The sequence below is a fragment of the Polaromonas sp. JS666 genome, from assembly GCF_000013865.1.
Classification (GTDB): domain Bacteria; phylum Pseudomonadota; class Gammaproteobacteria; order Burkholderiales; family Burkholderiaceae_C; genus Polaromonas.
Genome location: NC_007948.1, coordinates 737,882 through 752,014, shown reverse-complemented (window position 1 = coordinate 752,014; position 14,133 = coordinate 737,882). Strand labels below are relative to the sequence as shown.

At 64.8% G+C, this 14,133-nt stretch carries 14 protein-coding genes; 3 read left to right on the top strand and 11 right to left on the bottom strand.

Features of this window, described 5'->3' with window-relative positions; translation table 11 throughout:
- Positions 1-1,620, top strand: coding sequence for an MFS transporter (locus BPRO_RS03605; RefSeq protein ID WP_011481695.1), 1,620 nt, complete (start codon positions 1-3; stop codon positions 1,618-1,620).
- Between the two features lie 39 nt (positions 1,621-1,659).
- Positions 1,660-1,986 carry an antibiotic biosynthesis monooxygenase family protein gene (locus BPRO_RS03600; protein ID WP_011481694.1) on the top strand — a complete coding sequence of 109 codons (327 nt, stop codon included), beginning with the start codon at positions 1,660-1,662 and terminating at the stop codon, positions 1,984-1,986.
- Here the strand turns inward: BPRO_RS03600 and queC are convergent.
- Both queC and BPRO_RS03590 read right to left on the bottom strand, forming a co-directional pair.
- Complete coding sequence (queC, locus tag BPRO_RS03595; RefSeq protein WP_011481693.1) at positions 1,959-2,666, bottom strand: 7-cyano-7-deazaguanine synthase QueC; 708 nt, start codon at positions 2,664-2,666, stop codon at positions 1,959-1,961. The genes BPRO_RS03600 and queC overlap by 28 nt on opposite strands.
- Positions 2,667-2,684: 18 nt before the next feature.
- Positions 2,685-3,863, bottom strand: a complete 1,179-nt coding sequence (locus BPRO_RS03590) for a fumarylacetoacetate hydrolase family protein (RefSeq protein ID WP_011481692.1) — start codon at positions 3,861-3,863, stop codon at positions 2,685-2,687.
- Positions 3,864-4,136: 273 nt separating this feature from the next.
- Here BPRO_RS03590 and BPRO_RS03585 point away from each other — a divergent pair, with 273 nt between their 5' ends.
- A complete protein-coding gene (locus BPRO_RS03585) occupies positions 4,137-5,291 on the top strand; it encodes a patatin-like phospholipase family protein (RefSeq protein ID WP_011481691.1) in 1,155 nt (384 codons plus the stop codon).
- 43 nt (positions 5,292-5,334) lie between these two features.
- On the opposite strand, the gene BPRO_RS03580 is transcribed toward BPRO_RS03585, so the two are convergent.
- From BPRO_RS03580 to ftsH, 9 genes are all read right to left on the bottom strand, one after another.
- Positions 5,335-6,057 carry a ribonuclease activity regulator RraA gene (locus BPRO_RS03580; protein ID WP_011481690.1) on the bottom strand — a complete coding sequence of 241 codons (723 nt, stop codon included), beginning with the start codon at positions 6,055-6,057 and terminating at the stop codon, positions 5,335-5,337.
- A gap of 302 nt (positions 6,058-6,359) precedes the next feature.
- The gene (locus BPRO_RS03575; protein ID WP_049764067.1) at positions 6,360-6,701 is read right to left on the bottom strand and encodes a cytochrome C oxidase subunit IV family protein; all 342 of its coding nucleotides are present in this window, start codon (positions 6,699-6,701) and stop codon (positions 6,360-6,362) included.
- Between the two features lie 23 nt (positions 6,702-6,724).
- Positions 6,725-7,435, bottom strand: coding sequence for a heme-copper oxidase subunit III family protein (locus BPRO_RS03570; RefSeq protein WP_011481688.1), 711 nt, complete (start codon positions 7,433-7,435; stop codon positions 6,725-6,727).
- Between the two features lie 27 nt (positions 7,436-7,462).
- The gene (locus BPRO_RS03565) at positions 7,463-8,071 is read right to left on the bottom strand and encodes a bb3-type cytochrome oxidase subunit III (protein WP_011481687.1); all 609 of its coding nucleotides are present in this window, start codon (positions 8,069-8,071) and stop codon (positions 7,463-7,465) included.
- On the bottom strand, positions 8,068-9,834 hold the full coding sequence (ctaD, locus tag BPRO_RS03560; protein ID WP_011481686.1) for a cytochrome c oxidase subunit I: 1,767 nt from the start codon (positions 9,832-9,834) through the stop codon (positions 8,068-8,070). Before ctaD ends, BPRO_RS03565 begins: the two co-directional genes overlap by 4 nt.
- 27 nt (positions 9,835-9,861) lie before the next feature.
- On the bottom strand, positions 9,862-11,028 hold the full coding sequence (locus BPRO_RS03555) for a cytochrome c oxidase subunit II (RefSeq protein WP_011481685.1): 1,167 nt from the start codon (positions 11,026-11,028) through the stop codon (positions 9,862-9,864).
- 33 nt (positions 11,029-11,061) lie between these two features.
- A complete protein-coding gene (locus BPRO_RS03550) occupies positions 11,062-11,550 on the bottom strand; it encodes a hypothetical protein (RefSeq protein ID WP_011481684.1) in 489 nt (162 codons plus the stop codon).
- Positions 11,551-11,616: 66 nt separating this feature from the next.
- Entirely contained in the window at positions 11,617-12,132 is a 516-nt protein-coding gene (locus tag BPRO_RS03545) for a hypothetical protein (protein WP_011481683.1), read from the bottom strand.
- A gap of 163 nt (positions 12,133-12,295) precedes the next feature.
- Entirely contained in the window at positions 12,296-14,113 is a 1,818-nt protein-coding gene (ftsH, locus tag BPRO_RS03540; protein WP_041389190.1) for an ATP-dependent zinc metalloprotease FtsH, read from the bottom strand.
- Between the last annotated feature and the right edge of the window lie 20 nt (positions 14,114-14,133).

The following is a 14,133-nucleotide window of genomic DNA, read 5'->3' as shown; positions in this document are numbered from 1 at the left end:
ATGCCCGAAGAACCACTCAAGGCAACGCCACTGTCCGCCGCTGAATCGCTGTCGCCGTGGACGCCCATCACCTACCCGGTATTCCGCATGCTGTGGAGCACCTGGCTGGTGGCCAACATCTGCATGTGGATGAACGACGTGGCCGCCGCGTGGATGATGACGTCCATGACCACCACGCCGCTCTGGGTGGCGCTGGTGCAGTCGGCCTCGACCCTGCCGGTGTTCCTGCTCGGCCTGCCCAGCGGCGCGCTGGCCGACATCCTGGACCGGCGGCGCTACTTCATCATGACGCAGTTCTGGATTGCCGGCGTGGCGACGCTGCTGTGCATCGCCGTGATCTCGGACGTGATGACGCCGCCGCTGCTGCTGGCCCTGACCTTCGCCAACGGCATCGGGCTGGCCATGCGCTGGCCAGTGTTCGCCGCCATCGTGCCCGAACTGGTGCCGCGCCCGCAGTTGCCGGCCGCGCTGGCCTTGAACGGTGTGTCCATGAATGCCTCGCGCATCATCGGCCCGCTGGTGGCCGGCGCACTGATTGCCGGTGCCGGCACCGCCTGGGTATTTGTGCTCAATGCCGTGCTGTCGGTCATCTCGGGCTTCATCATCATGCGCTGGCGGCGCGACCATGTACCCAGCCCGCTGGGGCGTGAGCGCCTGGTCAGCGCCATGCGCGTGGGACTGCAGTTTGTCCGTCAGTCGCACCGCCTGCGGGCCGTGCTGGTACGCGTCTCGCTGTTTTTCCTGCATTCCACCGCCCTGCTGGCGCTGCTGCCGCTGGTGGCGCGCAACCTGCACGGCGGCGGTGCCGGCACCTTCACGCTGCTGCTGGCCTCGATGGGGGCGGGGGCCATCATCGCCGCCATGTACCTGCCGCGCCTGCGCCAGATGATGCCGCGCGACACGCTGGTGCTGCGCGCCACCGTGCTGCAGTCGGCCTCCACCGCCGTCATGGCGCTGGCGCCGAATATCTATATCGCCGTGCCGGCCATGCTGCTCAATGGCATGGCCTGGATCTCCTGCGCCAATTCGCTCAGCGTCTCGGCCCAACTGTCGCTGCCTGACTGGGTGCGCGCACGCGGCATGTCGATGTACCAGATGGCGATCATGGGCGCCAGCGCCCTCGGCGCCGCGCTGTGGGGCCAGGTAGCCACGCTCACCAGCGTGCCGACGGGCCTGCTGGTGGCCGCGCTGAGCGGCACCGTCACCATGCTGCTGGCCCAGCGCTGGGTCACGGACCTCAGCATCGAGGAAGACCTGACACCATCACGTCAATTCAAGGTGCCGGTGGCCGACGTGCCGCCCGGTGCGGGCCATGTGGTGGTCACCATTGAATACCTGATAGACCCGGCCCGTGCCGACGACTTTCGCGCGCTGATGCAGGAAAGCCGCCGCAGCCGCCTGCGCCAGGGAGCACTCGACTGGGCGCTGCTGCGCGACATCGGCAACCCGGGCCGCTACATCGAACAGATCATTGACGAGTCATGGACCGAACACCTGCGGCGCTTTGACCGCGTGACCGCCAGCGACGTGGCCTTGCGCGAACGCAAACTCGCCTTTCATATCGGCGACGAGCCGCCACTGGTGACCCGCAGCGTGGTCGAGTCGCCAGGGCGGGGCTAAACTCCGGGACCCAAGTCCCCACCAACCCACGGAGCCATCGTGATTGCAGCCACTCCCCCAGCCCCTTACTACGCCGTCATCTTCACCTCACTGCGCGCCGAGGGCGACAAGGGTTACGGCGACATGTCGGACCGCATGATGGAGCTCGCTGTTCAGCAGTCGGGTTTTCTCGGCGCGGAGTCAGCCCGTGAAGACGTGGGCATTACCGTGAGCTATTGGCAGGATCTCGCATCCATCAAAGCCTGGAAGGCCCATGCCGAGCACCTGATTGCACAACAAACCGGTCGCAGCGACTGGTACACCCAGTACAAAACGCGCATTGCAAAGGTTGAACGCGATTACGGCTTCGACAAGGCCGCCGCATAGCGCTCATAGCCGCGCGCCCGCAGCTCGCAGGCCGGGCATGCCCCACAGCCATAACCCCAGGCCTGCCGGTGCGTGCGGTCACCCAGGTAGCAGGTGTGGGTGTGCTCGATGATCAGATCGACCAGCGCCTGGCCGCCCAGCGCATGGGCCAGGCGCCAGGTGTCGGCCTTGTCGATCCACATCAGCGGTGTCTCGATCAAAAAGCGCTTGTCCATGCCCAGCGAGAGCGCCAGCTGCATGGCCTTGATGGTGTCGTCGCGGCAGTCGGGGTAGCCTGAAAAATCGGTTTCGCAAACACCCGTCACCAGCACCTGCAAATCGCGCCGGTAAGCCAGCGCGGCCGCCAGCGTGAGAAACAGCAGGTTGCGCCCCGGCACAAAGGTGTTGGGCAGGCCCGAGTTTTCCATCTTGAAGGCCACGTCGCGCGTCAGCGAGGTGTCGCTCACCTGCCCCAGCACGGCCAGGTCGAGCAGATGGTCTTCGCCCAGCTTGGGCGCCCAGTGCGGAAACCGGCTTTTGATTTCGCGCAGCACATTCAGGCGTGCGTCAAGCTCGACCTTGTGACGCTGGCCGTAGTCAAAGGCGACGGTTTCCACGCGCTCGTATTTGGAGAGCGCCTGGGCCAGGCAGGTGGTCGAATCCTGCCCCCCGGAAAACAGCACGAGTGCGGAGGTATGCATGGCCGGCTCCACCCCTTTCTACAGCAGGCCGCGGCCCGCCAGGCTCTGCATCAGCGCCGTGACGCCAAAAGTCCAGGGCGCGGCCTTGTCCGACGTGGTGACGCGGTTCACCAGGCTGCCCAGCTGCGGCGTCGCCACCGTCACCAGGTCGCCCACCACATGGGTGAAGCCCTGGCCGGGGCCGTGCCGGTCCTGCGTGGGGGCGAACATGGTGCCCAGAAACAGCATGAAGCCGTCGGGATACTGGTGGTTGGCGCCAATCGCCTGGGCCACCAGGTCCAGCGGGTCGCGGCTGATCAGGCTCAGCGAACTGCCGCCTTTCATTTCAAAACCCTCCGGCCCGGTCACCGTCATGGCCAGCTCGCTGCTGCGCACATCGTCCATGGTGAAGTGGTCGTCCAGCAGGCGAATGAAAGGTCCGATGGCGCATGAAGCGTTGTTGTCCTTGGCCTTACCCAGCAGCAGCGCGCTGCGCCCTTCAAAGTCACGCAGGTTGACGTCATTGCCCAGCGAGGCGCCCTGCACTTCGCCGCGCGAATTCACCGCCAGCACGATTTCAGGCTCGGGGTTGTTCCAGTGGCTGTGCGGGTGCAGACCGACTTCAGCGCCTGTGCCCACCGCGCTCATGGGCTGGCTCTTGGTGAAGATCTCCGCGTCGGGCCCAATGCCGACCTCCAGGTATTGCGACCAGACGCCCTGGACAATCAGCACCTCCTTGAGCTGGGCCGCCTCCGGCGAACCGGGCTTGATGCTGCTGAGGTTCTCGCCCATCACATCAACCACCGCGCGGCGCACGGACTCGGCCTTGCTGGCATCGCCGCCGGCCTGCTCTTCAATCACCCGCTCCAGCATGGAAGCGACAAACGTGACCCCCGCCGCCTTGATGGCCTGCAGATCGCACGGCGCGAGCAGCCAGGGCAGTTTCGGGTCGTGCGCGTCCGCATGCGAATTGGCCAGCACCTCGGCCGTGCCCGCCAGGCGCGGCAACGACGGCGCGGCAGCGCGCACGGCCCTGGCCAGGTCCGGCAACTCCAGCAGCTGGCTCGCAGTCGGCGCCAGGCTGGAGAGGTCAAACACGCCGCCGGGATTGACCAGCGCCAGCACGGGGCCGGAACCCTCGACCCAGACCCGGCCAATCAGCAGTGCGTCGGGGGCGTCAACAGGCAGGGTCGCGGACAGGCTCAATAAATTTTTCATGGTGGTGTGGCGAATGGAACGCGGATTAACGGGGGTTACGGGTGATTACGGGCGGTACGGATAACCGTATTTTGACAAGGGGAGGATGCGCAATTTCATGGCTTGCAACCCCAATGCTACAGCGCTGCGAGGCCCCGGCTCGTCACCGGGCCGTACTGCCGGCCATTCAACCCCTTTTTTGCAAGGTCAAATGAGTTTGCGCTGTTTTATACGGGAAAACCCTATACTGAACCGACACCCACAGGGCATTTCGCCCGCCGGGAAGGAGTTCATTTGATCGACAGTGGAGCAACACCGCGACGCGCCAAGGCCCCGAAGCAGTCAAGCCTCGCGCGACTCAAGCGCCTGCTGGGCCCCCGCCCCGCGCCAGCCCCGGAATCCAGCCCGGGTACAGCCTCAAAAAACTGGCTGGGTCGGCGCTCTTCACCGGACCGGGTCAACCTGGCGCTTCAGGGCGGTGGTGCGCACGGGGCCTTCACCTGGGGCGTATTGGACGCGCTGCTCGAAGACCCGCGCGTCCAGTTCGAGGGCCTGAGCGGCAGCAGCGCCGGGGCCATGAATGCCGTGGTTTTTGCAGACGGCTGGATGAAGGGCCAGCGTGAGGGCGCGCGCCAGGGCCTGGCCGACTTCTGGGGCGAGGTCGGAAAGCAGATGCCCTGGGGCATGATGACCCAGGGACAGGGCGACGCCATCAGCCTGTCGCCGGCCAGCAAGATGCTGGCGAACTGGGCCGGGTATTTCTCGCCCTCGCAGCTCAACCCGCTGGAACTGAACCCCTTGCGCGACCTGCTCAACCGGCAGGTCGACTTCGAGCGCCTGCGTGCAGGCAGTCCGTTCAAGCTGTTCATTGGCACCACACAGGTGAACACCGGCAAGCTGCGCGTGTTTCGGGAACATGAACTCACGGCCGAGGTGTTGCTGGCCTCCGCCTGTCTGCCCAAGATCCATCACTCGGTGGAAATCGATGGCCAGCCGTATTGGGACGGCGGCTACTCGGCCAATCCGGCAGTGTTTCCGCTGTTCTACGACTGCGAGTCACGCGATGTGTTGCTGGTCCTGCTGAGCCCGCTTGAGCGCGATGGCACGCCGCGCAGCGTGGAGGAGATCGAGGCACGCATTGTGGAGCTGGCGTTCAACGCCACCTTCATGCGCGAGATGCGCATGTTCGCCCATGCGACGGAGTTTGCAAGCCCGACCTTCCTGACCATGGGACGGCTGGAGCGGCGATTGCAGAAGATGCGCTTTCACATGGTCGACTCCGCCGAGCTGGTGAGCCTGCAGCGCAGCGAGACCAAGCTGCTGGCGCACGGCCCGTTTCTGGAACTGTTGCGGGACCAGGGGCGCGAACGGGCGGCGGCCTGGCTCTCGACGCACTACGAGGGTGTTGGACGACGGTCAACGGTGGACGTGAAGAAGTGGTTCAGCTGAGCCACGCTACAGCCCCGGCCGACACGGCAGTTCCCGCAGTGGTTCAGGCGCCGCGCCGCCAGGCGTCATAGCGTGCCCGGTTTTCCTCGTTCGGCGGGTACAGGCCGGGCAGCGGCGAGCCCTGGCTCACCTGCTGCATGATCCACTCCTCGAGGCGTTCATGCTCCACCGCCGCTTCGACCACCTCGTCGACCAGCGCTGCCGGAATCAGCACCGCGCCGTCGGTATCGACAACGACCACATCGTTGGGGAACACTGCGACACCGCCGCAGCCCACGGGCTCCTGCCAGTTGACAAACGTGAGTCCCGCCACCGACGCGGGGGCGGCCGTGCCCTGGCACCAGACAGGCAAGCCGGTGTCCAGCACGCCCGACAGGTCGCGCACCACGCCATCGGTCACCAGCGCGGCCACACCGCGCTTTTGCATGCGGGCGCAGAGAATGTCGCCGAAGATGCCGGCATCGGTCACGCCGAGGGCGCCCACCACCGCAACCACGCCCTCGGGCATGGCCTCGATGGCCGCGCGCGTCGAAATCGGAGCGCCCCACGAGGCCGGCGTGGCCAAGTCTTCACGGGCCGGCACAAACCGCAGCGTGAAGGCACGCCCCACCTGGCGCGGCTGGTCCGGGCGCAGAGGGCGCGTGCCGCGCATCCAGACATTGCGCAGGCCCTTTTTGAGCAGGACCGTGGTCAGCGTGGCGGTGGTGATGCGCTTGAGTGTTTCGATGACTTCTGGGTTCAGCGGGATGACCGGGGTCTGTGGCATTGGAAACTCCATGGAGGTAGATGTAGCAATGATGCACCGGATTCCCGGCGCGCACCTCGCACAGAGTCACGCTCCTGCCGTCACTCCCCCGCCATGACTCCCAGCCAGTCCCTCGCCACCCAGCCCTGGCGGCAATACGGTTGAGCTAAGCCCTTGCCCCTGGTTTGTCATCCCGGACCCCGGATCAAGTCCGGGGCAGGCCCGATCCGGGATCCATGGATTGCGGGTCAGGCCCGCAATGACAAATCAAGGTTTTGCTCATTCCGATTCAGGGTGAATAACTTAACCGAACAGTATTGGCCCTAGCGGAAAAACAGCAACCGGGTGAGGAAGGTGTGGTCAGCCTCGGCAGCCATCAGGCCGACCAGCACCAGCACGGCCAGCGGCGGAACCAGGATGGCATAGACCAGTGCCAGCCGCTCCCAGGCCATGTGCATGAACACCGCAACGATGAGCCCTGCCTTGAGCAGCATGAAGACCAGGATCAGGCCCCAGCGCAGATAGCCCTGGAAGTGGAAATAATCCACCAGGTAGGACATGGTGCTGAGCACGAAGAGCAGACCCCAGACCTTGAGGTACAGGCCGATCGGATGCTGCTGGCCGGTGGAGGATGGCGATGAGGATGGCGATGGGGAGGAGGACATGGTCAAGCTTTCAGCAGGGACTGTCACCAGAGATAGAAAAACGCAAAGATGAACACCCAGACGAGGTCGACGAAGTGCCAGTACAGGCCGACGATCTCCACGATCTGGTAGTTGCCCGACTGTTCGTAGCGGCCGCGCAGCAGGCGTGTGGCCACCACCAGCAGGTAGATGACGCCGGCGGTCACGTGCAGGCCGTGAAAGCCGGTGATCATGAAGAAGGCCGAGCCGAACTGGGCCGCGCCCATGGGGTTGCCCCAGGGCCGCACGCCCTCCTCGAGTATCAGCTTGGACCATTCGAAGGCCTGCATGGCGACGAAGGTCTCGCCCAGCGTGGCAGTCACAATCATCAGCACGGCCGCGTTGATGCGGTCACGCCGGTAAGCGCAGTTCACCGCCATGGCCATGGTGCCGCTGCTGCTGATGAGCACAAAGGTCATGATGGCGATCAGCAGCAGGGGCACCTCCGTGCCGCCCACGTGCAGGGCGAACACCTGGCTGGGGTTGGGCCAGGGCACGGTGGTCGAGACGCGCACCGTCATGTAGCCCGTGAGGAAGCAGCTGAAGATGAAGGTGTCGCTGAGCAGGAAGATCCACATCATCGCCTTGCCCCACGAGACGTGGAAAGCCTCGCGGTCGGACGACCAGTCGGACACCAGCCCGCGCCAGCCGACTCCCGCGCTGGCGGCGCTAACGGCAGCGCTTGGGGGTGAAGCCATTGGTATCGTGGTGTCCATGGAGCCTCCAGAAGTTCATGCCGGCCGTCAGCCCGTGCCGCAGATCCAGCGCACGGCTTCCGGCGTCAGCCAGCCGAGCGTCGCAAACAGCACCACCCACACCCCCAGCAGGAAGTGCCAGTAGCGCGCGCACAGCGCAACGCGCCAGGCGAAGGCCGGGCCGGCCACGCGGCCCACGCCACGCGCCGTCACCGCCCAGCCGGCCAGGCCCCCGATCACGTGGAGCCCGTGCATGGCCGTCAGCAGGTAAAAGAAGCTGGCCGCCGGGTTGCCGGCCGGCATCACCTGCGCGGCTTGCAGCACCTGCCAGGCCCAGAGTTGCACACCCAGAAACGCCAGCGCGCAGGCGCCGCCCGCCCCCAGTTGCATGCGGACCGCGGCCCAATGGCCACTCCGCGCAGCCACCGCGGCGCGCCGCAGCAGCAGGCTGCCGGCCACCAGCAGCGCCGTGCTAAGCCACAACTGCCAGGGCATCGCAATCGGCGACCAATCGCCGCTGTCCATGCGCATCGCGTAGGCAAGAATGAACAGCGTGAACAAGGCGGTGGCAACACCCATGAACGTCCACAGGCCGGTACCCGTGCTGGCGGCGCGGCGGTCGGGCGGCCAGGCGCCAGATGCCACGGCGGCACTCATGCGATCGCTCCTGTGGCTCTGTCGGGGCGGGGGTGCGGCTCAGGCTCCTGGCCGCCGTCCTCGGGGGGTGCGTTTTGTGCAATGAAGTCCTGCGGCGCGCCCGGCACACTGTAGGCGTAGGCCCAGCGGTAAACCACCGGCAGCTGTGGCCCCCAGTTGCCGTGCAGCGGCGGCGTCTCGGGCGTCTGCCATTCCAGCGAGGCCGCGCGCCAGGGGTTGGCACTGGCCCGCCGGCCACGGAAGGTGCTCCAGGCCAGGTTGAAGATGAACAACAGCTGCGCCGCACCGACGATCAGTGCGGCCACGGTGATGAAGGTGTTCAGCGCGTGCGCCGAGGCCGGGATGAACTGGTAGCCGTCAAAATTGTAGTAGCGCCGCGGCATGCCCAGCACGCCCAGGTAGTGCATCGGGAAGTAGATCAGGTAGGTGCCGATGAAGGTGATCCAGAAATGCAGCTTGCCGATCCGGTCGTCGAGCATGCGGCCGGTCACCTTGGGGAACCAGTGGTAGATGCCGCCAAACACCACCAGCAGCGGCGCCACGCCCATCACCATGTGGAAGTGCGCCACCACGAAGTAGGTGCCTGACAGCGGGATGTCGACGCTGACATTGCCCAGGAACAGCCCGGTCAGTCCGCCGGCCAGAAAGGTCAGGATGAAGGCCAGCGTGAACAGCATGGGCACGGTCAGGTGAATGTCGCCACGCCACAGCGTCAGCACCCAGTTGTAGACCTTGATGGCGGTGGGTACCGCGATGATCAGCGTGCTGGTGGCAAAGAAGAAGCCGAACCACGGATTCATGCCGCTCACGAACATATGGTGTGCCCACACGACGAAGCTCAGCGCCCCGATGATGACGATGGCCCAGACCATCATGCGGTAGCCGAAGATGGCCTTGCGCGCATGCACGCTGATCAGGTCGGACACGACGCCGAAAGCCGGCAGCGCCACGATGTAGACCTCGGGGTGGCCGAAGAACCAGAACAGGTGCTGGAACAGCAGCGGACTGCCACCCTTGTAGCCGGTCACCTGTCCCATCGACACCAGCGCCGGCATGAAGAAGCTGGTGCCCAGCGTCTTGTCGAGCAGCATCATCACGCCGCTTACGAACAGCGCCGGGAAGGCCAGCAGCGCGAGAATCGTCGCGACGAAAATGCCCCAGACCGACAGCGGCATGCGCAGCAGCGTCATGCCCTCGCAGCGCGCCTGCAGCACCGTGGTCACGTAATTCAGGCCGCCCATCGTGGTGGCGACAATGAAGATCACCAGCGACACCAGCATCAGGATGATGCCCCAGTCATGCCCTGGCGTGCCGGGCAGGATGGCCTGCGGCGGGTACAGCGTCCAGCCGGCGCCGGTCGGACCGCCGGGCACGAAGAAGCTTGCCATCAGCACCAGCACCGACAGCAGGTAGACCCAAAAGCTCAGCATGTTCATGTAGGGGAACACCATGTCGCGCGCCCCTATCATCAGCGGGATCAGGTAATTGCCGAAACCGCCAAGGAACAGCGCCGTGAGCAGATAGATCACCATGATCATTCCGTGCATGGTGACGAACTGGTAGTAGCGCTCGGCGTTGATGAACTGGAACTGCCCCGGGAAACCCAGTTGCAGCCGCATCAGGTTGGACAGCATGACGCCCACCAGCCCCACCGCGATGGCGACGCAGGCGTACTGCACGGCAATCACCTTGTGGTCCTGGCTCCAGACATAGCGGGTCCAGAAGCTCTGCGGGTGATGCGAAGTATCTTCAGCGTAGGCCATGGAGTTCCTCGTTGTGTGGCGTGGCGTTCACTGCTGCGCCTTCTGCCCGGCTGCGGGAGCTGGTGCAGCCGGAGTGACGCCGCCCAGCGACTGGATGTAGGCCAGCAACGCGGCCATCTCCTCGTCGCCCAGGCTGGCCGGCGGCATGATGGGCGGGAAGCCCTGCACCACCTGGGCCTGGGGCTCGAGGATGGAGCGCCTCAAATAGCCCTCATCGGCCAGCACCGTCGAGCCGTCCGCCAGCGGGCGCGTTGCGCCGTACAGTCCCTTCCAGGTCGGCCCGACACGGGCACTGCCGTCGACGGTATGGCAGGCGGCGCAGCCCCTGGACTGGGCCAGCGCCTGCCCCTGGGCCACCCGGTTGTCGGCACCAGCGGGTGGCGCGTTCGCGGCGCGGCTGGCGCTGGCCAGCGCCACCGCAAAGGTGGATTGCGCCTTCAACCAGGTCTGGAATTTGGCGTCGTCCTCCACCACCACATGGCCACGCATATTGGGATGACCGATGCCGCACAGCTGGGCGCACATCGCCTCGTAACGGCCAATCACCGTGGGGGTGAACCAGAACGTGCTCACCTGGCCGGGCACGATGTTCATGCGCGCGCGGAACGGCGGAACGAAGAAATCGTGCAGCACATCGTGTGAGCGCAGCAGCACCTTGACCGGCTTGTTCAGTGGCAGGTGTACCTCGGTGCCCGCGATGAGAAAGTCGTCCTGCCCGGCCGGGTCGCCGGGGTTCAGCCCGAACGGGTTGGCGGCGCTGACGAAGCGCGCGTCCGTCAGGCCCAGCTTGCTGTCCGTGCCGGGAAAGCGGTAGTACCACTGCCACTGCTGGCCCAGTATCTCCAGCACGATGGCATCGCCCGGCGCATTGACGTATTTCGCATAGACCAGCAGCCCGGGTGCCAGCAGCAATGCGATGCCTACCGAGGTGATCCCGATCAGCCAGCGCTCCAGTTTCCGGTTCTCGGGCTCATAGGCGGCGCGGCTGCCCTCGCGGTGGCGATAGCGCAGCAGGGTGTAAGCGACGAAAAAATTGATGACGACGAAAAAGAGGCCAGTGACTGCCAGCGTGATCGTCAGCGTATCGTCCATCGACTGCCAGTTCGAGGCCAGCGGCGTCGCCGTCCAGGGACTGACAAAGTGGAACAGCACCGACCCGATGACGATGACAATGAGGACATAAGCAAAAACCATTCGCATCCTCTCGGTTCGGCGCCGGCCACCTCTTCAATGCCGATTGAACTTCCAGTACAAAAATGCGGCCGTCATCCCAAAGATCAGGTGGGTCATCACGGTTGGCGCGCCACGCAACTCGGCGAACCAGGGAAAGAAGCGAGTCATGCCGTAAAAGTTCAGCAGGTACAGCACCACGCCGAACACCGCGCCCGCCAGCAACACCATGCCCACTGTCGAATCCAGCCGGAACGGCACGATGATGGCCGCGAGCACCAAGCCAAACAGGACACCCAGCACATAGTGGGCCGCGAGGGCCACGGCCACCACAGTAAGGCTGAAATCCGACGACTGCAGGGCAGACGGCCCCAGCACGATCGCAGAGATCATGTGCGACACGGCCCACGGGCTGCCGCCAGAAACCAGGGTCAACCAGAACAGCTCCAGCACCATCAGCACCGCCCCGGCCGCCAGTCCGGCGACCGCCGCCGCAGGCCAGTCCGGCTGGTGCTGCCGCTGGTAGGAATGCAGATGAAGGTCCATGGCCACCTCCGCCAGTTTGAGGGATTGCGCGCGTGTCCGGTATGACCCGCGCGCAATCCCGGTGCTTCAGGGGAACACCGGGGTGTCCGGGTCCTCGCCTTCCAGCCGCGCTTCAGGGTGCGAAGCCTGCAGCAGGTTTTCGATTTCCTTGACCTGCAAACTTGACACATCCACCATCAGCAGGATTTCGCCGCGTTCGATGGCGGCCTCAAAACGCTTGAGCCGGTGGCTCGGCACGGAAATGCCAATCAGGCTGGAGGACCAGGCTCCAAACAGGGCACCCAGCACACCCAGTATGGCAACCACACCCCACTGCAATGAAGCAAATCCGAGGGGATAGTACATGGCCACCAGCACACCGGCCACGACACCGATCACACCGCCGATCAGAAGACCCAGTTCGGCCGCGTAAATCACGTCCGTCGTCTGAAAGACATTGGCAGGATGGAGACCCGAGAGGTTGATTCCCTCACGCCCGAAACAATGAATGTGCTGCACCGGCACGCGAGCCACCAGCAAGTCATTCACCGTTCGCCTCGCGCTGGCAACATCCGGCAACAACCAATAAATTCGCCTGCTCATAAGCCCCTCCCTTTCATCACTTTGGGTGATTGTGGAGATACAGATCAAACCGCAATCAATTTATACACCTGCGAACAGGTGAGTGCAAGTTGCACCCCAGGGTGACGTTTTTAAACCCGCTCGCGTTGGCACAGGGGTTGTTGGCACAGGGGTTAGCAGGCCGCTAGTTTTTGCGCAGGTCTGCGCCCAGGGCGCGAATGGCAGTTTCGTCCAGCGTCTCTTGCGCGAGCAAGGCCCGCGCACCTCGCTCCAGTACCGCGCGGTTGGCATCCAGAATGGCGGTCGCCCGGGAAAAGCCGGCCATCACGATGCCCCGGATCGCTTCGTCGATGCGGCCTTGCGTTGCTTGCGAAACCAGGTTGCTTCGGGGCAGCATGTCCGCAGGCAGATCAAGCATCTGCTGCCGCTTGGGCTCAAGGGCAACATACCCCAGCTCTTCATTCATGCCGTAGCGAACGACCATGTCGCGGGCAATGTCGGTGGCTTTCGCCAGGTCGTCGGCGGCACCGGTTGAAAGGAGGCCGAATACCAGCTTCTCGGCTGCCCGCCCGCCAAGCAGCACGGCGATTTTCTGCTCCAGCTCGACAGTGGTCATCAGGTAGCGGTCTTCGGTGGGCCGCTGGATGGTGTAGCCCAGGGCGCCAATGCCGCGCGGGATGATGGAGACCTTGTGCACCGGGTCGGCGCCCGGCATGGCCAGCGCAACCAGCGCATGACCCATCTCATGAAACGCAACGGCCTCCCGCTCCCTTGAGCTCTGTACCCGACTCCTGCGTTCCAGACCGGCAACGATGCGCTCCACGGCGGAGGTAAAGTCCGGCAGCGTCACCCGGTCCGCCTTGCGCCGGGTGGCTACCAAGGCTGCTTCATTCACAAGGTTGGCCAGGTCGGCACCGGTGAAACCCGGGGTCAAACCCGCTACATCTTCGAGCTGCAGACCGGCGTCCAGCGCTATCTTTCGCACATGCACCTTCAGGATGTCGGTTCGGCCCTTTCGGTCAGGCCGGTCCACCAGCACCTGGCGGTCAAAACGGCCGGCCCGCAACAGCGCCGGGTCCAGGATCTCGGGCCGGTTGGTCGCCGACAGAATGATCAGCCCGACCGATGCGTCAAATCCATCCATTTCCGATAGCAGCTGGTTCAGGGTCTGCTCTTTCTCGTCGTGCCCGCCCAGACCCGGGAAGGCGCCGCGTGCGCGGCCCAGTGCATCGAGTTCGTCAATGAAAATAATGGCCGGGGCCATCGAGCGCGCCTGCTCGAACAGGTCGCGCACCCGCGCTGCGCCGCCGCCCACGAACATCTCGACGAATTCGCTGCCCGAGATCGAAAAGAAAGGCACGCCGGCTTCACCCGCCACCGCCCGGGCCAACAGCGTCTTGCCCGTGCCAGGCGGGCCAACCAGCAGCACGCCCTTGGGAATATGCGCACCCAGACGCCCGTATTCCTGCGGGTGCCTGAGGAAGTCCACCACCTCTTCAAGTTCATGCCGCGCCTCGTCGACGCCAGCCACGTCGGCGAAGGTGACGCCGGTTTGTGTCTGCATGTAAATCTTGGCGCGACTCTTGCCAATCGACAGGAAACCGCCCATCCCCTGCTTGTCGGCGAAGCGGCGGAACAGGAAAAACCACAGCCCAAAGAACACCAGGGCCGGCACGATCCACGACATCAGGTCCCTGATCAGCGTGTTCTCCACGACCCGCGTGTAAGGCACGTTGTAGGTCGCCAATCGGGTCGCCAGGTCGGGCTCCACCCGGTTCGCCACCAGTGTGGTCTTGTTCCCCTCGGGGGTTTTCAGGCGCCCGATGAGTGCGCGGTCGGTCACCGTGATGTCGGCGACACGTCCGTCACTGAGGGCTTTCTCGAACTCGCTGTACGGCACCGGCAATGCCTGGCTGGCGGTTTGCCAGAGGTTCTGGAGCAGCAACAACACCAGGATGGCAATGGCCCAGTAGGCCAGGTTCCATATCTGCTTCTTGTCCAGGTTCTTGTCCAAGTCGTTTC

Coding starts and splice junctions, on each gene's coding strand:
- BPRO_RS03575 (WP_049764067.1), bottom strand. CDS start 6,701: ATGTCCTCCTCCCCATCGCCATCCTCATCGCCATCCTCCACCGGCCAG.
- BPRO_RS03580 (WP_011481690.1), bottom strand. CDS start 6,057: ATGCCACAGACCCCGGTCATCCCGCTGAACCCAGAAGTCATCGAAACA.
- BPRO_RS03550 (WP_011481684.1), bottom strand. CDS start 11,550: ATGGACCTTCATCTGCATTCCTACCAGCGGCAGCACCAGCCGGACTGG.
- BPRO_RS03605 (WP_011481695.1), top strand. CDS start 1: ATGCCCGAAGAACCACTCAAGGCAACGCCACTGTCCGCCGCTGAATCG.
- BPRO_RS03565 (WP_011481687.1), bottom strand. CDS start 8,071: ATGAGTGCCGCCGTGGCATCTGGCGCCTGGCCGCCCGACCGCCGCGCC.
- BPRO_RS03590 (WP_011481692.1), bottom strand. CDS start 3,863: ATGAAAAATTTATTGAGCCTGTCCGCGACCCTGCCTGTTGACGCCCCC.
- queC (WP_011481693.1), bottom strand. CDS start 2,666: ATGCATACCTCCGCACTCGTGCTGTTTTCCGGGGGGCAGGATTCGACC.
- BPRO_RS03545 (WP_011481683.1), bottom strand. CDS start 12,132: ATGAGCAGGCGAATTTATTGGTTGTTGCCGGATGTTGCCAGCGCGAGG.
- BPRO_RS03570 (WP_011481688.1), bottom strand. CDS start 7,435: ATGGACACCACGATACCAATGGCTTCACCCCCAAGCGCTGCCGTTAGC.
- BPRO_RS03555 (WP_011481685.1), bottom strand. CDS start 11,028: ATGGTTTTTGCTTATGTCCTCATTGTCATCGTCATCGGGTCGGTGCTG.
- ctaD (WP_011481686.1), bottom strand. CDS start 9,834: ATGGCCTACGCTGAAGATACTTCGCATCACCCGCAGAGCTTCTGGACC.